Source organism: Sphingomonas sp. P3_C6 (assembly GCF_056402595.1).
This window is the reverse complement of record NZ_JBFUHB010000014.1, coordinates 1-20,054: the sequence shown is the minus strand read 5'-3', so window position 1 is coordinate 20,054 and position 20,054 is coordinate 1. Positions and strand designations below refer to the sequence as shown.

General features: G+C 66.7%; 14 protein-coding genes. 9 read left to right on the top strand and 5 right to left on the bottom strand.

What is annotated here, in order from left to right; genetic code table 11:
• Positions 1–21 precede the first annotated feature (21 nt).
• Positions 22–1,344, top strand: coding sequence for an adenylosuccinate lyase (purB, locus tag AC1DT7_RS14265; RefSeq protein WP_478036703.1), 1,323 nt, complete (start codon positions 22–24; stop codon positions 1,342–1,344).
• Positions 1,341–2,864, top strand: a complete 1,524-nt coding sequence (locus AC1DT7_RS14260) for an ArnT family glycosyltransferase (protein WP_478036702.1) — start codon at positions 1,341–1,343, stop codon at positions 2,862–2,864. Before purB ends, AC1DT7_RS14260 begins: the two co-directional genes overlap by 4 nt.
• Before the next feature lie 431 nt (positions 2,865–3,295).
• Here AC1DT7_RS14260 and dnaJ read toward each other — a convergent pair whose 3' ends face one another.
• Positions 3,296–4,411: a molecular chaperone DnaJ gene (dnaJ, locus tag AC1DT7_RS14255; protein ID WP_478036701.1), complete on the bottom strand. Its 1,116-nt coding sequence runs from the start codon at positions 4,409–4,411 to the stop codon at positions 3,296–3,298.
• A gap of 66 nt (positions 4,412–4,477) precedes the next feature.
• Positions 4,478–6,382 (bottom strand): molecular chaperone DnaK, encoded by a 1,905-nt coding sequence (dnaK, locus tag AC1DT7_RS14250; RefSeq protein ID WP_478036700.1) that lies wholly within the window; start codon positions 6,380–6,382, stop codon positions 4,478–4,480.
• A 159-nt stretch (positions 6,383–6,541) separates the two neighbouring features.
• On the opposite strand from dnaK, the gene AC1DT7_RS14245 reads away from it, so the two are divergent.
• From AC1DT7_RS14245 to AC1DT7_RS14220, 6 genes are all read left to right on the top strand, one after another.
• Complete coding sequence (locus tag AC1DT7_RS14245; protein ID WP_478036699.1) at positions 6,542–6,979, top strand: copper chaperone PCu(A)C; 438 nt, start codon at positions 6,542–6,544, stop codon at positions 6,977–6,979.
• Positions 6,976–7,458 (top strand): vgr related protein, encoded by a 483-nt coding sequence (locus AC1DT7_RS14240; protein ID WP_478036698.1) that lies wholly within the window; start codon positions 6,976–6,978, stop codon positions 7,456–7,458. The genes AC1DT7_RS14245 and AC1DT7_RS14240 overlap by 4 nt, the downstream gene beginning before the upstream one ends.
• A 172-nt stretch (positions 7,459–7,630) precedes the next feature.
• Positions 7,631–8,083 (top strand): DUF3617 domain-containing protein, encoded by a 453-nt coding sequence (locus AC1DT7_RS14235; protein ID WP_478036697.1) that lies wholly within the window; start codon positions 7,631–7,633, stop codon positions 8,081–8,083.
• 53 nt (positions 8,084–8,136) lie between these two features.
• Entirely contained in the window at positions 8,137–8,472 is a 336-nt protein-coding gene (locus AC1DT7_RS14230) for a hypothetical protein (RefSeq protein WP_478036696.1), read from the top strand.
• Positions 8,473–8,521: 49 nt separating this feature from the next.
• Complete coding sequence (locus tag AC1DT7_RS14225) at positions 8,522–9,667, top strand: efflux RND transporter periplasmic adaptor subunit (protein WP_478036695.1); 1,146 nt, start codon at positions 8,522–8,524, stop codon at positions 9,665–9,667.
• A gap of 3 nt (positions 9,668–9,670) precedes the next feature.
• Positions 9,671–12,862, top strand: coding sequence for an efflux RND transporter permease subunit (locus AC1DT7_RS14220; RefSeq protein WP_478036694.1), 3,192 nt, complete (start codon positions 9,671–9,673; stop codon positions 12,860–12,862).
• Between the two features lie 11 nt (positions 12,863–12,873).
• Here AC1DT7_RS14220 and AC1DT7_RS14215 read toward each other — a convergent pair whose 3' ends face one another.
• From AC1DT7_RS14215 to AC1DT7_RS14205, 3 genes are all read right to left on the bottom strand, one after another.
• A complete protein-coding gene (locus AC1DT7_RS14215; protein ID WP_478036693.1) occupies positions 12,874–14,742 on the bottom strand; it encodes a CHASE4 domain-containing protein in 1,869 nt (622 codons plus the stop codon).
• Positions 14,742–16,649 carry a putative bifunctional diguanylate cyclase/phosphodiesterase gene (locus AC1DT7_RS14210; protein ID WP_478036692.1) on the bottom strand — a complete coding sequence of 636 codons (1,908 nt, stop codon included), beginning with the start codon at positions 16,647–16,649 and terminating at the stop codon, positions 14,742–14,744. Before AC1DT7_RS14210 ends, AC1DT7_RS14215 begins: the two co-directional genes overlap by 1 nt.
• 86 nt (positions 16,650–16,735) lie before the next feature.
• The gene (locus tag AC1DT7_RS14205) at positions 16,736–17,626 is read right to left on the bottom strand and encodes an ROK family protein (protein WP_478036691.1); all 891 of its coding nucleotides are present in this window, start codon (positions 17,624–17,626) and stop codon (positions 16,736–16,738) included.
• 117 nt (positions 17,627–17,743) lie between these two features.
• Between AC1DT7_RS14205 and AC1DT7_RS14200 the strand changes: the two genes are divergently transcribed.
• Positions 17,744–20,054: TonB-dependent receptor (locus AC1DT7_RS14200; protein ID WP_478036690.1), on the top strand; the 2,311-nt coding region annotated here is incomplete at its 3' end.

Sequence of the window (20,054 nt, the reverse complement as noted above, 5' to 3'; positions counted from 1 at the left end):
GGAATCTCAGGAACCGTTGTAATGGTGCCACGCTACTCCCGCCCCGACATGGTCGCCATCTGGACGCCCGAAGCCCGATTCCGCATCTGGTTCGAGATCGAAGCGCATGCGACCGACGCGCTGGCCGAACTGGGCGTGGTGCCGAAAGAGGCTGCCAAGGCGATCTGGGAGAAAGGCGCGTTCGAGGTCGACCGCATCGACGAGATCGAGCGCGAGACCAAGCATGACGTGATCGCGTTCCTGACCAACGTCGCGGAGCATGTCGGCCCCGAGGCGCGCTTCATGCACCAGGGCATGACCTCGTCCGACGTGCTCGACACCTGCCTGGCGGTGCAGCTCGCCCGGGCCAGCGACCTGCTGATCGCCGATATCGATGCGCTGCTGGTCGTGCTGAAGCGCCGCGCGATCGAGCACAAGCTGACCCCGACAATCGGCCGCAGCCATGGCATCCATGCCGAGCCGGTGACCTTCGGCCTGAAGCTCGCCCAGGCCTATGCCGAGTTCGACCGCAACCGTGCGCGCCTCGTCGCGGCGCGGGCCGATGTCGCGACCTGCGCGATTTCCGGCGCGGTCGGCACCTTCGCCAATATCGATCCGTTCGTCGAAGCGCATGTCGCCGAGAAGCTGGGCCTGACCGTCGAGCCGGTATCGACCCAGGTCATCCCGCGCGACCGGCACGCGATGTTCTTCGCGACGCTGGGCGTGATCGCCAGCTCGATAGAGCGGCTCGCAACCGAGATCCGCCATCTGCAGCGCACCGAGGTGCTCGAGGCGGAGGAATATTTTTCGCCGGGCCAGAAGGGCTCGTCGGCGATGCCGCACAAGCGCAACCCGGTGCTGACCGAGAATCTGACCGGCCTTGCCCGCATGGTGCGCGGTTATGTGACGCCGGCGCTAGAGAATGTGGCGCTGTGGCATGAGCGCGACATCAGCCACTCGTCGGTCGAGCGCTATATCGGCCCGGACGCGACGATCACGCTCGACTTCGCGCTCGCCCGGCTGACCGGCGTGATGGACAAGCTGCTCGTCTATCCGGCGCGGATGGAGAAGAACCTCAACAAGATGGGCGGCCTCGTCCATTCGCAGCGCGTGCTGCTGGCGCTGACTCAGGCTGGTGTGAGCCGCGAGGATGCCTATCGGCTCGTCCAGCGCAACGCGATGAAGGTGTGGGAGTCCGATGGCGAACTGTCGCTGCTCGAACTGCTCAAGGCCGATCCAGAGGTGACCGCGGCACTGTCCCCGGCGGAGATCGAGGACAAGTTCGACCTTGGGTATCACCTGAAGCATGTCGACACGATCTTCGCGCGCGTCTTCGGCGAGACGGAGGCCTCTGCCGGCGCATGAGCGTCGAGGGACGGCATCGCACGTTCGTCGCGCGCGCTGCGCTGACGGTCGCGGGGCTGGCCTTTACCTATGGGCTGATTCGGCTCGGGCTGCACGCGGCCCTTGCGCTCGGCTATCCTTACGACCTGGATTATGGCGAGGGTGTCGTCTGGCAACAGATGCGCCTGATCATGAGCGGATCTGGATATGAGGCGCTGCGGCCGATGCCGGCCTTCGTGTTCGAATATCCGCCGCTCTATCATGTCGTAACCGCGGCGACCGCCGGTGCGTTCAGCCTCGACCCGCTCTTTGCCGGGCGGCTGGTGTCGCTGGTCATGTCGCTGATATCGGCGGCGCTGATCGGGCTGCTGACCGATGCAGCAATCGGGCGAGGGCAAGATCGCGCCGTGCGCCTCATTGCAGCGTCGATCGCCGGTCTGTTGTTCGTCACCCTGCCGGTGGTGCTGAGCTGGGCGGCGCTGATGCGGGTCGACATGCTCGCTTATGCGCTCACGCTGGCGGGGCTGCTGGTCGCGGGGCGCAGCGCCGAGCGGCCGATGCTGGCGATTGCCGCCGGCACGCTCTTCACCCTGGCGCTCTATACACGACAGACCAGCCTGCCCGCACCTGCCGCGGCGTTTCTTGTCCTGCTCGCGGTTCGGCCGCGTGCCGCCTGGCTGATGCTGGCGGCGTCGCTTGTCACCGGGCTGGCTGCGCTCGCGGCGCTGAGTATCGCGAGCCATGGCCAGTTCCTGGTCCATATCCTTGCCTATAATATCAACCGCGTGATCTGGGACCATGCGATGCGGCTGGTGCTGGTGCTGTCGGTGAATGTCGTCACCCTGGCGCTTGGTGCTATCGGCGCGGCGGTGGCGTGGCGTCTGCTTGCCGGCGGCGGATGGCGGGACCTGCCGGCGCGGCTGCGCGGCGACAATAGCCTGACCGTAACGGCTATCGTGCTGCTGGCGCTGGCGCTGAAGACCCTGATGCTGCCGGCGATCCTCAAATCCGGGGCGAGCGACAATTACCTGATCGACTGGTTCGCGCTGATCGCCGTGCTGATCGGTATCGTCTGTGTGCCGCTGGCCCGCGCTGCGCTGCGCCAGCCGGCGAATCCGGGACTCGCGCTGACCCTGCTGATGGGCATCGGCCTTCCCGTGCAGATGATGGATCCGCCGCTTCGACCGGATTATGCCAAGGCGGCGCAGGACCGCGCGGCGCTGGCGCCCGTCGTCGCGCTGATCCGAGCGAGCGCGAAGCCGGTGGTGAGCGACGAAATGGTGCTGATCCAACGCGGCGGGCAGCGGGTGATGTGGGAGCCGGCGATCATCGCCGAACTGGGCAGCGCCGGAATCTATGACGAACGCGCGCTTGCCGAACGCGTGAAGCGGCGCGAGTTCGGCTTTTTCGTGACGCGTGGGGAACGCGGATCGCTGCTGTTCGACCAAAGGTTCAACCCGATCGTCGCCGATGCGATGGATGCCGCCTATCCGCGGATCGAACCGGCCGGCGATCTGACGATTCATTTGCCGCCCCGGTAAGGCGAAACGTGTTAATTCATCGGCAGGACGATTGCAAATGCTGCAACTGCGAAGGCCTGTAATAATATTGCGCGAGTCCGCAACAATCTCCACATGAGCGCTGCCGGACTGATCCGGCATCGGAGACCCTACCATGCGCTTTTTCGAAACCGTGGTCAGCAGCCTGCTGACGTTCACGGCTCTCGCGCTGGTGGTCGAGGTCGTGAACCTCTGATCCATCGGCCAGCCCACCCCTTGCATAAAGGGGTGGCCAGGCCGGCGGGATCTTTTTTCACCTGAGATAATAGGTCGGCGTCTTTGAACCGACGCCTCGGCCTGCTTGCTCCAGTCCCGCTTGCGGATGGGCGCCGAATTACCGCAGGCGCGATCGTTCGCAGATAGCGCGAGCCGCCCCTCGGTCCCCTCCCGCATGCGGGAGGGGAGGAAGAAGGTCAGCCCAGGGCGCTTTTCACTTTCTTGAAGAAGCTGGTGGTCTGGGGGTTTTCCTCGCCGGTTTCGGTGGCGCGGAACTGCTCCAGCAGGTCGCGTTGCTTCGCGGTCAGCCTGGTCGGCGTCTCCACCTCGACCCGGATCACCAGGTCGCCGCGACCACGGCCCTGCAGGACGGGCATGCCGGCACCGCGCTGGCGCACCTCGCGGCCGCTCTGCGTACCGGCGGAGATCTTGATCGTGTGGCGCTCGCCATCCGGACCCGGAATACGAATCTCGCCGCCGAGCGACGCCGTCGTGAAGCTGATCGGCGCACGGGCGAACAGGGTCGTCCCCTCACGCTCGAACAGTGCGTGCGGCTGAATGTGCAGGAAGATGTAGAGATCGCCCGGAGGCGCGCCGCGCGCACCGGCCTCGCCCTCGCCGGTCAGGCGGACACGGGTACCCTCGTCCACGCCCGGGGGAATGTTGACGGTGAGCGTCTTGGTCTTCTCGACCCGGCCCTCGCCGCGACAGGCGCTGCACGGATCGGAGATGACCTGGCCGGCGCCGTGACAGCTCGGGCAGGTCCGCTCGACCACGAAAAAGCCCTGCTGCGCACGCACCTTGCCGTGCCCGCCGCAGGTGGCGCAGGCCTTGGCGCTGGTGCCGGGATTGGCACCCGTACCATGGCATGGGTCGCAGGCGGCGGAAACGTCGACGGTGATATCGGTCGATTTTCCGCGGAACGCGTCCTCGAGCGTGATCTCCATGTCGTAGCGCAGGTCTGCGCCACGGCGAGGTCCGCGCGGGGCACGCTGGCCGCCGCCCATGAACTCGCCGAAGATGTTTTCGAAAATGTCGCTGAACGCGCCGAAATCCTGCGCGCCGCCACCGGCGCCGGCACCATTGCGGAAGGCCGCATGGCCGAACCGGTCATAGGCAGCCCGCTTCTGCGGGTCCTTGAGGCAATCATACGCCTCGCTGACCGCCTTGAACTTGGCTTCGCTGTCCTTGCACCCGTCATTCTTGTCCGGGTGATATTTCATCGCGAGCTTGCGATAGGACGCCTTCAGCGTCGCATCGTCCGCGGTGCGCTCGCATTCGAGCAATTCGTAAAAATCGACTTCGGTGGTCATCTTGGGCCCCCGCCCGCCCCCTCATTCCCGCGCATCTCGCAGGAATGAAGGGGGGAACGCAACAAGTTACGCCTTGGTATCGTCGACTTCCGAGAACTCGGCATCGACCACGTCCTCGGCAGGAGCTTCGGGTGCTGCCTCGCCGGTGGGCGACGCCTCCGACTGGGCCTGCTTCTCGTAGATCGCCTGGCCGAGCTTCATCGCGACCTGCTGCAGGGCGTTGGCCTGCTCGCGCATCGCCTCGGGGTCACCGCCCTCGACCGCCGTCTTGGCCGTCGCGACCGCTGCCTCGATCTCGGACTTGAGCGCGGCGTCGACCTTGTCGCCATTGTCGGCGAGCTGACGCTCGGTCGTGTGGATCAGGCTGTCGAGGGTGTTCTTCGCCTCGGCCGCCTCACGGCGCTTCTTGTCCTCCTCGGCGAACTGCTCGGCATCGCGGACCATCTGGTCGATGTCGCGATCCGACAGGCCACCCGAGGCCTGGATGCGGATCTGCTGCTCCTTGCCGGTGCCCTTGTCCTTGGCGGACACGTTGACGATGCCGTTGGCGTCGATGTCGAAGGTGACCTCGATCTGCGGCACGCCGCGCGGCGCCGGCGGGATACCGACCAGGTCGAACTGGCCGAGCATCTTGTTGTCGGCCGCCATCTCACGCTCGCCCTGGAAGACGCGGATCGTCACGGCCTGCTGATTGTCGTCAGCGGTCGAATAGGTCTGCGACTTCTTGGTCGGGATCGTCGTGTTGCGGTCGATCATGCGGGTGAACACGCCACCCAGCGTCTCGATGCCGAGCGACAGCGGGGTCACATCGAGCAGCAGCACGTCCTTGACGTCGCCCTGCAGCACGCCGGCCTGGATCGCGGCGCCCATGGCGACGACCTCATCCGGGTTGACGCCCGAATGCGGCTCCTTGCCGAAGAAGTCCTTCACGACCTGGCGAACCTTGGGCATGCGGGTCATGCCGCCGACGAGCACCACTTCGGCGATGTCGGCTGCCTTGAGACCGGCATCGGCCAGTGCCTTGCGGCACGGCTCCAGCGTGCGCTGGATCAGGTCCTCAACCAGACGCTCCAGGTCGGCGCGGGTGATCGTCTTCACCAGATGCTTCGGGCCGTTCTGGTCGGCGGTGATGAAGGGCAGGTTGACCTCGGTCGTCGCAGCGGACGACAGCTCGATCTTCGCCTTCTCGGCCGCTTCCTTCAGACGCTGAAGGGCCAGCTTGTCCTTGGTCAGGTCGATGCCTTCGGCCTTCTTGAAGTCGTCGGCCAGGAAGCGGAGCAGCTTGTCGTCGAAATCCTCGCCGCCGAGGAAGGTGTCGCCGTTCGTGGCCTTCACCTCGAACACGCCGTCGCCGATCTCGAGCACCGAGATGTCGAAGGTGCCGCCGCCAAGGTCATAGACGGCGATGGTCTTGCCGTCCTGCTTGTCGAGGCCATAGGCCAGCGCGGCCGCCGTCGGCTCGTTGATGATGCGCAGCACTTCGAGGCCGGCGATCTGGCCGGCGTCCTTGGTCGCCTGACGCTGCGCGTCGTTGAAATATGCGGGAACCGTGACGACCGCCTGGGTCACCGTCTCGCCGAGATAAGCCTCGGCGGTTTCCTTCATCTTCTGCAGCGTGAACGCGCTGATCTGCGACGGGGAATAATCCTTGCCGCCGGCCTGGACCCATGCGTCGCCGTTCGGGCCCTTCACGATGTGATAGGGCACCAGCTCGGTGTCCTTCTTGGTGATGGGATCCTCGAAGCGACGGCCGATGAGGCGCTTCACCGCGAACACCGTGTTTTCCGGGTTGGTCACCGCCTGGCGCTTGGCCGGCTGTCCGACCAGCCGCTCGCCATCCTTGGCGAACGCGACGATCGAGGGCGTGGTGCGCGCCCCTTCCGCATTCTCAATGACCTTGGGCTTGCCGCCTTCCATCACGGAAACGCAGCTGTTGGTCGTACCCAGATCAATTCCGATTACTTTAGCCATGGTCCTCTTCGGCCCCCGTCTTCAAAAAAATTGCCTCTAGGCCGCATCCCCGGCTGGGCGATGCGACACTTACTGCTGGCGATATAGGGGGGCTTTCGCTTGCCGCAAGATTTTCGACTCCCTAGAGGGCTGACAACATTCCCGAAGCGGGAGAATTTGATGCGTATCACTGCCGTTCTTGCTGTCCTGCTGGCGCTTGCCGGGTGCGGAAGCCCGAAGGAAATGCATGTCAGCAACGCCTGGGTGCGGCTTGCCGCGGTCCCGCGCGGACCAGCGGCCGCCTATTTCACGCTGCATGGCGGACCGGCCGATGCGACGCTGGTCAGCATTTCGAGCGACGTGTCGATTCGGGCCGAGATGCACGAATCGATGATGTCGGGATCGATGTCCTCGATGAAGCCGATCCAGCAGGTCCGCGTACCCGCGGGCGGCGACCTGGTCTTCGCGCCCGGCGGCAAGCATGTGATGCTGTTCGACGTGAACCCCGGCATCAAGCCGGGCTCCCCAGTGCCGCTGCTGTTCACCTTCGCCGACGGCCAGCGCATCACCTACAAGGCGACCGCGGTCGGCGCAGGCGACGGCGCGCCCGGGAGTTGAGTGCCGACCGGACCGGCCGCCCACTGACCGCAGGCGAGATCGCGCTGGCACGAAGCGTGTTCGGCGATTCGATCGACTATGCGCCGGTGCGGATCGTGCAACGCAAATGGGCGTTCTTCCAGCCCCGCGAGACGGTGATGGCGCCGACCGGGTCGATCCATTTCCACCCCGGCGGAAGCCAGTATCGCGACGATTTCGCGACCGGCTCGCTGGACGACCAGGGGCTGTTCATCCACGAGATGGTCCATGTCTGGCAGCACCAGAAGGGGATCGTGCTGCCGATCAGGCGCCACCCCTTCTGTCGATATGATTATGCGATCAGGCCGGGCCTGCCGCTGCATCGCTACGGGATCGAGCAGCAGGCCGAAATCGTGCGCCACGCCTTCATGATGCGGCAGGGTGTCCGGGTGATCGGGGCGCCGGAACTCGCCCGTTACGAAGAGATATTGCCTTTCGGCACCGCACTACAGCGGAGCTGAGTCCCGTGCGATCGCCGCGCCCCAAATCGACAAACGACCGGCAATAACCGAGACCATCGAGGCGATCCGGGCGAACCTGATCGATACCTACAGCCGGCGAAACAGACCTGTCGCCGCCGCATCTGCGCAAACATGGCTTGTTTCACGGCCGATCCGGCGACAGAGCCGGGCGATGATCCGCCCTGCCCTGCTGCTGCTTGTCCTCCTGCCCACGGCGCTCTCCGCGCAGTCGGTTTCGCCCGGTAACTGGGACCTGAAATCGACCGCGGTCGAGCTGGTCATCCCCGGCACGCCCGGATTCATGCTCAAGATGATGAAGGGGCGGTCGAAGACCGAGCATAAATGCCTCCTGCCCGATCATGCGCGGGCCGGCCCCGGCGCGCTGTTCACGCCCGACCCGAAGGCGAAATGCACGGTCGAGCGGTCCCAGATCGCCGGCGGGCATATCGACCAGGTGATGATGTGCCCGCAGAAGAAAGGCCCGCCCGTGCGCGCCACCCGCACCGGCACCTACAGCGCCACCGGCGTCACCGCGCGGCTGACCATGGCCGGCGAGACGCCGAAGGGTCCGATGCGCGTGATCATCGACCAGACGGCCTCGCGCACCGAGGCGAAGTGCCGGTAGCCGGACCAAAAGGCGGTTACCCCGGCATCCGTTCTGCGCTAGGGACGCGATCGATGCGGACGCTGTTCAACCTCTTCTGCGCGCTGTTCCTGATCGCGAGCCTCGCGAACGGGGCGGTGGTGCATGCCGCCGAAGTGGCCGGCCAGGGCGAAGTGACCGCGACGACCGAATGGCTTCACCTCGCCGGAGATCACGACCAGGTGCCGCCCGATACCGACAAAAATTATCCGCACCATCACACGAGTTGCCAGGGCCATGATGTGGGCGTGCCGCTAAAGGCAGGCGCCCCGGTCGGCTGGGCCGGCGAGGCCGTTGCGGTGATCGAGCCCCGCGACCTGTTCGTGCGCGAAACGCTGGCGACGAGAGCCCTTCGACCACCCATCGCCTGACGACGACGCCCGCGCGCCAGGCGCGTCTGTCCTCTTCAGGAGATATTCCATGTTCCGTTACCCCGCGGCGCCTGTCGCCGCGCCGCCACGTCTTCTCGCGGCGGCCGTTGTCCTGTCGCTCGCCGCCTGTAGTGCGCCGGGCGGCAATGAGTCCCAAGCGCCCGAGACCCACAGCGACGGCGTCATCACCCTGACCACCGAGCAGATCGCGGCGGCGGGCATCGCCCTGGCCAGGCCGAGCCTCGGATCCGGCGGCGGCACGATCGAGGCCCCTGCGATCGTCGAAGGCGATCCGCAGGCGACACAGATCGTATCGGCGGCGGTGAGCGGGCGCGTGATCTCGCTCACCCGCAACCTTGGCGACACCGTCAGGCGCGGCGATACGCTGGCCGTGATCGAAAGCCGCGAGGCGGCAGCGCTCAACGCCGAGGTCGAGACGGCCCGCGCGCGCGCCGTGCTGGCGCATTCCAACCTCAGCCGCGAGGAAAAGCTGTTCGCGATGGGCTATCGGCCGGAGCGCGAGGTGCTGGTCGCACGCGCGGCGGCGACCGAGGCCAATGTCGCGCTGCGCCTCGCCGGCCAGCAGGTCGCGGCGGCAGGGCTGCGCGGCAGCAACCTCAACCGGATCGCGATCGGTGCCCCGATCAGCGGGCAGGTGATCGGGCGGACAGCGGTGCTTGGCCAGACGGTAGCGGCGGATGCAGAGTTGTTCCGGGTCGCCAATCTCCGCCAGTTGAGCGTCGCCCTGTCGCTATCGCCCGCCGACGCGGGGCGGGTCGGGCCGGGTGCGAGTGTCGAGGTCAGCGCGGCGGGGCGCCGCAGTGTCGCGCGCGTGACCTTCGTGTCGCCGGTGCTCGACGAGGCGACCCGGCTGGTCCGGGTGATCGCGGTGCTCGATAACCGGGATGGCCGATGGCGCGCGGGCGAACCGGTCCAGGCGGCGATCCGCATCGCGGGCAATGCCGGAGGGGGCATGGCCGTCCCCGCGGGCGCGGTACAGACGGTCGAGAACCGCCCCGTCGTCTTCGTGCGCACCGCAACGGGTTTCCGGGTCGCGCCGGTGACGCTGGGGCGGCGTGACGGGCCGATGGTGGGGATCGCCGCCGGCCTGACCGGCACCGAGACGATCGCCACCGGCAACAGCTTCACCCTCAAGGCCGAGCTCCGCAAGGGCGAAGCCGGGCATGAGGACTGAGCCATGATCGGACGGATCGTCTCGCTCTCGGTCGAGCGGCGCTGGCTGGTGCTGCTGCTGACCTTCATCGCCGCCACGATCGGTGCCTTCGCCCTGGCGCGACTGCCGATCGACGCGGTGCCCGACATCACCAACAACCAGGTGCAGGTGAACATCCGCGCCCCGGCGCTTTCCCCCGAACTGGTGGAGAAACAGATCGCCTTCCCGATCGAGACCGCGCTCGCGGGCACGCCGGGGCTCGAATATACCCGCTCGATCAGCCGCAACGGCTTCGCGCAGGTGACGGCCGTGTTCACCGATTCGACGGACCTGTATTTCGCGCGGGCGCAGGTGTTCGAGCGGCTGCGTGGCGTGGAGGCCGAGCTGCCCGAAGGGGCGGTGCCCGAGATGGGGCCGATCGCGACCGGCCTGGGCGAGATCTTCATGTGGACGGTGCGCATGGAGCACCGCCCGGGCGACAAGCACGCGATCGGCCAGCCCGGCCTTCAACCCGATGGCAGCTATATCACGCCCGAGGGCGACCATCTGACCAGCGAGGCGGACAAGGCCACCTATCTGCGCACTGCGCAGGACTGGATCGTCGCGCCCCTGCTGCGGAAAGTGGGCGGGCTGGCCGGGGTCGATTCGATCGGCGGCTATGTGAAGCAATATCTGGTCGTGCCCGATCTCCAGCGGCTGGCGGCGATGAAGATCAACGTCGGCGACCTGGCCGAGGCGATCGAGGCGAACAATGTCGGCATCGGCGCCGGCATCGTGAATCGGCATGGTGACGGCCTCGCCGTCCGTTCCGATGCGCGGGTGACCAGCCTGGCCGAGCTGGCGCGCATTCCGGTGGCGACACGCGAAGGCGTGCCGATCCTGCTCGACCAGGTTGCGAGCGTGAGGCTGGGCCAGGAGCTGCGGATGGGCTCGGCGTCGGAGAATGGCGAAGAGGTCGTGGTCGGCACCGCGATCATGCGGGTCGGCGAGAACAGCCGCAACACCGCCTCGGCGGTCGCTGCGCGGCTGGCGGAGATCAACGCCTCGTTGCCGATGGACGTCTCCGTACGGCCGGTGCTCGACCGCACGGCGCTGGTGAACGCGACGATCAACACCGTCGCGCGCAATTTGGGCGAGGGCGCCTTGCTGGTCGTGGTGGTGCTGTTCGCGCTGCTGGGCAATGTCCGTGCGGCGCTGATCGCCGCGCTGGTGATTCCGATCACGATGATGCTGACCGGCTTCGGCATGCTGCACGCGGGTGTGTCGGCCAATCTGATGAGCCTCGGCGCGCTCGATTTCGGGCTGATCGTCGATGGCGCGGTGATCATCGTCGAGAATGCGCTGCGGCGGATCGGCGAGAGGCAGCACGAGGCCGGGCGTCCCCTCACCCGCGACGAGCGGCTCGAGACGGTGGCGCGCGCGGCGCGCGAGATGATCCGGCCGTCGGTGTTCGGCCAGGCGATCATCATGCTCGTCTATGTGCCACTGCTGATGCTGAGCGGAGTCGAGGGCAAGACCTTTACCCCGATGGCCATGACCGTGATCATCGCGCTGGCCGCCGCCTTCCTGCTGTCGATCAGCTTCGTGCCGGCCGCCATCGCGATCGGGCTGAGCGGGCCGGTCGAGGAAAAGGAGGGACGGATCATCGGCTGGCTCACGCGCCGATACCGGCCCGGGCTCGACCGGGCGATGGATCGGCCGCGCATGACGACCGGTCTCGCGGTCGGCGCGTTCGCGCTGGCCGCGGTGCTGTTCACTACGCTTGGGCAGGAATTCCTGCCGCAGCTGGACGAGGGCGACCTCACCGCGCAAATCCTGCGCGTGCCCGGCACCTCGATCGAGCAGAGCCAGGCGATGCAGTCCCGGGTCGAGCGCCGGATCGCGGCCTTGCCCGAGGTGCGGTTCGTCTTCTCCAAGACCGGCACCGCCGAGGTCGCGTCCGACCCGATGCCGCCCAATATCTCGGACACCTTCATCGTGATGAAGCCGCGCGCCGAGTGGCCCGATCCGAGGCTGCCCAAGGCCGCGCTGGTCGGGAAGGTTGAGACGGTACTCGCCGCCTTGCCTGGCCATGGTTTCGAGATCAGCCAGCCAATCCAGATGCGCTTCAACGAACTGATCGCCGGCGTGCGGGGCGACCTGGCAATCAAGGTGTTCGGCGACGATCCGGTCGCGATGGGCGATACTGCCGACCGGGTGGCGGCGATCCTGCGCAATATCCGTGGCGCAGTGGATGTGCGGGTCGAGCAAACCGAGGGGTTGCCGATGCTCGACATCCGGCCCGACCGCGACGCGATGGCGCGGCTGGGTATCACGGCGCGCACCGTGCAGGACGTGATCGCCGCGGCGGTCGGCGGGCGCGATGCGGGGCTGATCTTTGAGAGCGACCGGCGCTTCGCGGTGACGATCCGTCTCGACGACGCTTCGCGGGCCGATCCAGGCGCGCTGGCGCAGGTGCCCGTCCCGACTCCGGCGGGTGCGTTCGTACCGCTGGCCAGCATCGCGACGATCGCGGCGACCTACGGACCGAACCAGATCGGGCGAGAGGATGGCAAACGCCGGATCGTGGTGCAGGCCAATGTCCGTGGCCGCGACGTCGCCGGCGTGGTGGCCGACGCGCGGGCAGCCATCGCCCGCGACATCCGGCTGCCCGGCGGGGTCTATCTCGAATGGGGCGGCCAGTTCGAGAATCTCGCCTCGGCACGGGAGCGGCTGATGCTGGTGGTGCCCGCCTGCCTGATCGCGATCCTGCTGCTCCTCTATGGTGCGCTGGGCAGCGTGCGCGATGCGGCGATCGTGTTCACCGGCGTGCCGCTCGCATTGGTCGGCGGTGTAGCGGCGCTGGCGTTGCGGGGCATGCCCTTCTCGATCTCGGCGGCGGCGGGGTTCATTGCGCTGTCGGGTATCGCCGTGCTCAACGGGCTGGTGATGGTTGCGTCGATCCAGGCGCTGATGCGTGGTGGTGCCGACCGTATCACTGCGGCGAAAGACGGTGCGCTGGCGCGGCTGCGGCCCGTGGTGATGACGGCGCTGGTGGCGTCGCTCGGCTTTGTGCCGATGGCGCTTGGCCATGGTGCAGGGGCCGAGGTTCAGAAGCCGCTGGCCACCGTGGTGATCGGTGGGCTCATCTCAGCGACGATCCTGACGCTCTTCCTGTTGCCGACGCTCTACGCGCGGTTCGGCAACGTCATGAGGAGCGACCGAACGACTACATGATCCGGCGCGCCTCAGGCGGCCATTTCCTGCGGTTCGGCCACCGCGGTGGCGAGGGTCAGGATGGCGACGGCGCCCCTGCCCTGGCCTTCGCTGTCCAGACGTAGCGAACCCTGCATCGCGGTCATCGAATTGGCACACCAGTGCAGCCCGAGACCGCCCGACTTGTGCTTGCGGGTGGAGAAGCCGCGCTGGAACAGGGTCGGTGCACGGTCGAGCGCGAAGCCCTCGCCATCGTCGCGGATGGCAATGCGGGTCTGGCCGTTCGCCTCCTCCACCGACACGCCGATGCTGCCGCCGCCGGTGCCCATCGCACCGATCGCCTCTGCCGCATTGGAGAAGAGGTTGCCGATCACCTGGCTGAGGATCACACGACTGCCCAGCACGAAATGCGGCCGCGCGGGGAAGCTGAAGGCGATCGACAATTCCCCCGAATAGCGGGCGATCGTCGCATTCTTGGCGATGATCTCGGTCACGTCGCAAGGTTCCAGCTCGGGGCGGCCATTGGCGGCGTGCTGCTGCTCGCCGATGATCTCGAGCACATGGCTCATCGCTTCGCGGCCGATCTGGAGCTGGTGGCGGCGTTCTTCGCGATCCTTCGCCTCAGCCTCGATCGCCGCCGCGACGAAGGCAGCCAGCTTGGCACGACGGGCTGCGGGGATATCGTCCTTGGCCAGTTCCGAGACGGCGCGGTCGAGCGTGCCGCGATCCATCGGTGCCGGCTGGGCGATGCCCTGGCTGATGATGGTGCTGATCGGGTTGAGCGCGTTGCGCACATTATGCATCACCGCCACTGCGCTCTCGCTGCGCCCGAGCGCGAAGCTCTGTACTTCGAGCTGTTCGCGCAGATCCTTCAGCTGGCGCAGCATCGCGTTGAAACTGCGGCCGAGCGAGCCGATTTCATCCTGGCGCTGTGCCTCGTCGGGCAACAGGCCCAGCGCGCCCGAACGGCGAACGACCTGCATATGATCCTCCACGCGGTGCAGCGGGCGCAGCACCAGCCGCTCGATCACCCGGCGCAGCATCAGCAGGACGAAGAGCAGCAACAGGGTCGACCCGGCGACGGCGAGGATCAGCATGCGGCGACCGAGCACCGAAACGTCGCGCGGCACGGTGAAGGCGGTGCTCGCCACGGCATGACCGCCGGGGCCGAGGATCGGCACCGCGATGAGCATCGTTTCGCGGCTCGGCGTGATCAGGCCCGTATCGGAAACAGTGTCGAGATCGAGCCGGGCGGTGAGCTGGAGCAGGCTCGACAGCTGCGCGGAGGTGATACGCCGTGCCATCAGCACATAGCCGCGTGGCGTGCCGCTGCCATCGCTGCGCCGGACCTGGGCGACGCCGACAGCCACGACCGCCGGTCCGAGGCGGACGAAGAAGCTGGAGGAGTTGCGCTTGCCGAGTGCCGTGCGGAAATCGAGCTTGCCGATCTGCGCGATCAGCGCGGCGCGCATCGCCGGATCATCCCTGTCGCCATCGCGCCAGCGGGCGATGAGGATGCGGCCATCATTGCCGACATAGGCCATGCCGTTGACGCCGAGATTCTCCATGGCGAGCGGCGAGAAGGATTCCTCCTCGAATGCGGCCGTCTGGTGCGCCATGTACTCATAGCTCGAATTCCAGTCGCCATAGTCGCGCACGGCACTTTCGACCTTGGAGGCATAATCGCCGAGCACCGCGCGGGTGCGTTCGACATGCGCGTCGACCGACCGGGATTCGAGCTGGTTGAAGCTTGGGACGATGACGCTGGCCAGCAGCAGCGTTATGGCGATCGAGCCGATCAGCCCAACGACGGTCAGGATCAGGACGAGCTTTGCACCGAGCGATTTCGGATTGCGCAATGCCCCGATCCGGCCGCCAGCGGCGCGGAGGAAACGGGCCATCAGCCGTGAGTCCCGTTACCCAGTTCCGGTTCGAGATATTCTTCCTCGAGTCCCGACGGGTCGGGGATGAAGCGCGCCTCCGCCATGGCGCGCGCGACATCGGCGGCGATCGGCCGCGAGAAATAATAGCCCTGGAGATGCGAGATGCCGGCGGCGCGGAGCGCCATGACCTGCGCCTCGGTCTCGACGCCCTCCGCGATCACGCCGAGCCCGAGCGCCCGGCCGAGATGGATGATCGAATGGACGATGGCGGCGCTTTCGCGCTCGCGGCCCATGCCGTCGATGAAGCTGCGGTCGATCTTCAGGCAATCGAGCGCGAATTTGCGGATATTGTAGAGGCTCGAATAGCCGGTGCCGAAGTCGTCGAGCGCGATGCGGAAACCCATCTGGCGCAGGCGGTACAGCGTTTCGGCCGCACGGTCCGCATCGTCGAAGATCGCTGTCTCGGTTATCTCGATCTGGACCCGATTGGGTTCGACCCCGGCGCGCTGGACGCATTCCAGTACATGCCCGATGAAATTGGGCCGGCGGAACTGGCGCGGCGAGAAATTGACCGAGACATATTGGCCCGGCCAGTGCTTCAATTCCTTGACCGCTTCGCACAGCACCCAGGTACCGAGCTCATGGATCAGGTTCGATTCCTCGGCGATCGGGATGAACATCGACGGGCTGACAGGACCGAATTCCTCGGTATCCCAGCGCAGCAGCGCCTCGAAACCGACGATCTCCAGCCCCTCGCGCGCGACGATCGGCTGATAGACGAGGCTCAATTCGCCCCGCTCGATCGACTTGTTCAGGCCGCCCTCGATACGGCGGCGGAAACGGATCGATTCGTCCATGCTGTCATCGAACGCCCGCGCGACGCCGCGGCCATTTTGCTTGGCGTCGTTCAGCGCGAGGTCGGCACGACGCATCACATCGACCGGATCATGCTTCTCGCCCGCTTCGACAAAGACGAAGCCGGCCGAGGCACCGCACTGGACCGAATGGCCGAATATTTTGAAGGTGGCCGCGCAGGCCTTGAGCAGCCGCTCACACACCATGCCGGCAGCCTGTTCGCCGGGCGAATCGAACAACAAGCCAAATTCGTCGCCGCCGAGCCGGGCAACCATGCCGCCGTCCGGGATCGAGTCCTGGAGCACCGCGCAAATCTGGCGGATCAGATCGTCTCCGGCGAGATGGCCGAGCGTGTCGTTGACCAGCTTGAACCGGTCGAGATCGACCATCGCGGCGGCGAAGCTATCGTTTCCGCGGGTCTTTTCGGCGAGCATGCGCTGGAACGCGAGCCGGTTGGGCGCCTCGGTCAGCGAATCGTGATTGGCGATATGGACCGCCTTGCTCTCGTTCGCGGCCAGTTCCAGGCCCTGTTCCTCGAGGATCACGATCTTCTCGGCAAGGGCGGCGCGGGTTGCGGCCAGTTCCCGGTCGAGCTGCCAGCGATGGCCGAGCGCCGAGGCCATCTGGGTAACCTCGGCGACCTCGAACGGCTTGGCGATATAGAAGATCTTGTCGGCGGGACCGGCGGCCTTGCTGATCTCGATCGGCGAGAAATCGGAATAACCGGTTACGATCACAAGATTGATGTTGGGGTCGAGCGCGCGGATCCGTGTCGCGGTCTCCTTGCCATCGAGGCCGGGCGGCATGCGGACGTCGATGAACGCGACAGCGAAGGGATCGCCATCGGCAATCGCCTTCTCAACCGCGTGGACGCCGTCCAGGCCCTGCATGGCGTGGGTGAGCGCGAAATCCATCGCGTCTGCGGTCGTGGCAGGGGCCTCGTCATCGTCACCGAACAGCTCGGCCGCCATCGCGTCGAGCGCGCCGACATCGGCATTCGCCACGGGCGCGAAGCTGCGCCGATAGGAATCGTGCATCGCAGGTTCGTCGTCGACGATCAGAATGCGCATTTGAACACCGCCGTGGCTAATCATTGAGGGCGCGTCTGCCCCTTGCCACGGCGTAACCGAACACGGTTAAAGCCATGTAAACGACGTTATTGGAGACGAAGCGCCCTGACACCGAGTTCGATCGCACCGAGGGGCCCGGCCTGATTGCCGAGCGCGGCGGGAACGACATAGTCGTCGACCGGGTCGAGGCCGGGCGCAGCGACGTAACCGCCGAGACTCGCTACCAGCTTTTGGCGGATGCGCGGGAAGAGATGGGGCATACCGGTCATGACGCCGCCACCCATTACGATGCGGCGCGGAATGCCGGTCAGCACCAAGGTGTGGGCAAGTTGGGCCAGTGCGTGCGCGACGCCGTCCCACAGCGGATCGTCTTCAGCGAGCTGTTCCGCGGGCCGCCCTGCCCGCGCCCTGATCGCCGGGCCCGAGGCAAGGCCTTCGAGGCAACCGCCGTGGAACACGCACGCGCCCGGCCAGTCATCCCCGGCCAGCCGGACCGGGCGGATATGGCCGAGTTCAGGATGGGTGAGACCATTGCTCGGCTCACCGCCCATGATCAGACCGACACCGATACCGGTGCCGACGGTGACATAGGCGTGGTCGGCGATATCCCGCGCCGCGCCCCAGCGCCCCTCGCCCAGCGCGGCGCCGGCCACGTCGCTGTTGAACCCCAGCGGCACGCCTGCCCTGCGCGCGAGGCGGCGCCCGACATCGGTGTCGGACCAGCCCGGCTTGGTCGTCGCGGTGATGAAACCGTAATTCGCCGCTGCGGGATCGATCGAGACCGGGCCGAAACTCGCGATGCCAAGCGCCTCGAACCCCGACCAGCGGCCGAGCACCGCCTCGATCGCCGCCAGGGTTTCTTCGGGGCTGGTCGTCGATATGCGGACTTCGTCGCGGATATCCTCAGGGCCGGAGCCGAGGACGCAGATACACTTGGTCCCGCCAAGTTCGATGCCGGCAATAAGGGGATTGATCATGCCGACGCTATCCGCCGCGGATGCAAATACTGTCAATCGTACGTCAATGCACAGACCGGCACATTCTTGCGACAAATGGAGTCTAGGGCTCCGACCGAGAGTCGAGTTGGAGTGATTATGCGGCGTATCAGTACCTTGTTCCTGTTGGCATCGGTCAGCGTCCCGACAGTGGCGGCGGCGCAGCAAACGCCAAGCGGTGCCGTAGCAGCCACGCCCGCGCCGGCACAGACCGACGACCAGGAATCGGACGAACCGGACATCATCGTGCGCGGCCAGCGCAACCTGCCCGGCGCCGTGATTGGCGACATCCAGCCGGAGGTACAGCTCGGCCCGGCGGACATCCGCTCCTATGGCGTGAGCTCGGTGTCCGACCTGCTGAACGAACTGGCACCGCAGACGAACAGCGGTCGCGGCAGCGGCGGCGCACCGGTAGTACTGCTAAACGGGCGGCGGATCTCAGGCTTCTCCGAGATCCGCGACCTCCCGACCGAGGCGATCGCGCGGGTCGACATCCTGCCGGAGGAGGTCGCGCTGAAATATGGCTATCGCGCCGACCAGAAGGTGGTGAACATCGTGCTGCGCCGCCGCTTCCGCGCGACCACGGTGGAGCTGGCCGACCGGGTACCGACCTCGGGCGGGCGCAACGATGCCGACGGCAAGCTCGACCTGCTCAACATCCGCAACGATCACCGCTTCACGCTGCATGCCGAATATGAGGCGCAATCCGCGCTGACCGAGGACGAGCGGAACATCACGCCACAGCCGAGCCCGTTCGCGGTCGGCGGCAACGTCGTCGGGGCGAATGGCGGCGAGATCGACCCGGCGCTCAGCGCGCTGGCCGGTGCCCCGGTCACCATCGCCGGCGTGCCGGCGGGTGCGGCGAACGGCGCGCCGACGCTCGGCCAGTTCGGCACGACCGCGAACGTCGCCAACGCGACCAACCAGGGCGCCTATCGCACCCTGCTGCCGTCAGGGCGGGATTTCAGCGCGAACGCGGTCTATGCGCGGCCGATCGGCAAGGTTTCGGCGACGCTCAACGGCCGGGTCGAATATACCGACAGCCTGCGCCTCAACGGCCTGCCGACCGCGGCCTTCGCCCTGCCCTCGGGCAATCCTTTCTCGCCGTTCGGGACCGACGTGGTCGTTGACCGGGCGCTCGACGGCTATATGCCGTTGCAGCAGCGCAATTCGACGCTGACGGCGCATCTTGGTACGAGCTTCAACGGCACCATCGGGCCGAAATGGCGCTGGTCGGTCACCGGCAATTACGACCGGAGCGATACCAAGACCTTCACCGAGACCGGGCTGGACGTTTCCGGGTTCCAGGCGCGGATCAATGCGGGCGACCCGACCGCCAACCCGTTCGGGCCGCTCAGCGGAATCGGGGCGAGTCCGGCGAACCGCGCTTATGCCATCTCGAACCAGGCCGGGGTCGACGCGCTGTTCAACGGCCCGGTCTTTGCGTTGCCCGCCGGCGACATAACGACCAGCATCAAGGTGGGCGCCGACACCAGTGGCTTCGACACCACATCCTATCGCGCCGACAGAAATGGCCTTGTGCAGCCAACGGTCGGGTCGGTCTCGCGCGACACGGTGAACGGCCAAGTCAATATCGACGTGCCGATCGCGAGCAAGAGCAAGGGCTTCCTGCCCTTCCTCGGCAGGCTGTCGGCCAATTTCAACATCGCCGAGGATCACCTCTCCGACTTCGGCACGATGCAGACGCTGGGTTACGGCGCGAACTGGGTGCCGGTCGACGCGATCCGCTTCATCGTGTCGCATACCGACCAGGAGCTGGCGCCGAGCGCTCAGCAGCTGGGCAATCCGATGATCACGACGCCGAATGTGCGTGTGTTCGACTATATCCAGGGCACAACGGCCAACATCACCACGGTGACCGGCGGCAATCCCGGCCTCACCGCCAGCAACAACCATGTCACCAAGATCGGCCTGACGCTTAAGCCATGGTCGCAAAAGGACCTGAGCCTCACCGCCAATTATGTGACGAGCCGGACCGAGGATCCGATTGCCGGCTTCCCGTCAGCGACCGCGGCGATCGAGGCCGCGTTCCCGAGCCGCTTCACGCGCGATGCCACGGGCCAGCTGACCCGGATTGACACGCGGCCGATCAACTTCGCCGAGAGCAGCCGGTCGCAACTGCGCTGGGGGATCAATTATTCCAAGTCGATCAAATCGAAGATCCAGAAGGAACTGGAGGCCTTCCGTGCCGGCAACGGGCCGAACCCGTTCGCGGGCATGCAGCCGCCGGGCGGCGGGCGGCGGCGCAATGCGGAGGGGCCCAACACCACGCCGGACGGCAGCGCCCTCAATGGCGGCACCCCGGCGGGCGGGCAGGCGCAGGGCGCACCAGGCGGCCCGCCGGGTGAAGGCGGCCCGCGGCCCGGCGGGTTCGGCGGCGGCCGTGGTC

Bases quoted from the DNA above. Each gene is read 5' to 3' on its own strand.
- purB (WP_478036703.1), top strand. From the start codon at position 22: ATGGTGCCACGCTACTCCCGCCCCGACATGGTCGCCATCTGGACGCCC.
- AC1DT7_RS14260 (WP_478036702.1), top strand. From the start codon at position 1,341: ATGAGCGTCGAGGGACGGCATCGCACGTTCGTCGCGCGCGCTGCGCTG.
- dnaJ (WP_478036701.1), bottom strand. From the start codon at position 4,411: ATGACCACCGAAGTCGATTTTTACGAATTGCTCGAATGCGAGCGCACC.
- dnaK (WP_478036700.1), bottom strand. From the start codon at position 6,382: ATGGCTAAAGTAATCGGAATTGATCTGGGTACGACCAACAGCTGCGTT.
- AC1DT7_RS14245 (WP_478036699.1), top strand. From the start codon at position 6,542: ATGCGTATCACTGCCGTTCTTGCTGTCCTGCTGGCGCTTGCCGGGTGC.
- AC1DT7_RS14235 (WP_478036697.1), top strand. From the start codon at position 7,631: ATGATCCGCCCTGCCCTGCTGCTGCTTGTCCTCCTGCCCACGGCGCTC.
- AC1DT7_RS14230 (WP_478036696.1), top strand. From the start codon at position 8,137: ATGCGGACGCTGTTCAACCTCTTCTGCGCGCTGTTCCTGATCGCGAGC.
- AC1DT7_RS14225 (WP_478036695.1), top strand. From the start codon at position 8,522: ATGTTCCGTTACCCCGCGGCGCCTGTCGCCGCGCCGCCACGTCTTCTC.
- AC1DT7_RS14220 (WP_478036694.1), top strand. From the start codon at position 9,671: ATGATCGGACGGATCGTCTCGCTCTCGGTCGAGCGGCGCTGGCTGGTG.
- AC1DT7_RS14215 (WP_478036693.1), bottom strand. From the start codon at position 14,742: ATGGCCCGTTTCCTCCGCGCCGCTGGCGGCCGGATCGGGGCATTGCGC.
- AC1DT7_RS14210 (WP_478036692.1), bottom strand. From the start codon at position 16,649: ATGCGCATTCTGATCGTCGACGACGAACCTGCGATGCACGATTCCTAT.
- AC1DT7_RS14205 (WP_478036691.1), bottom strand. From the start codon at position 17,626: ATGATCAATCCCCTTATTGCCGGCATCGAACTTGGCGGGACCAAGTGT.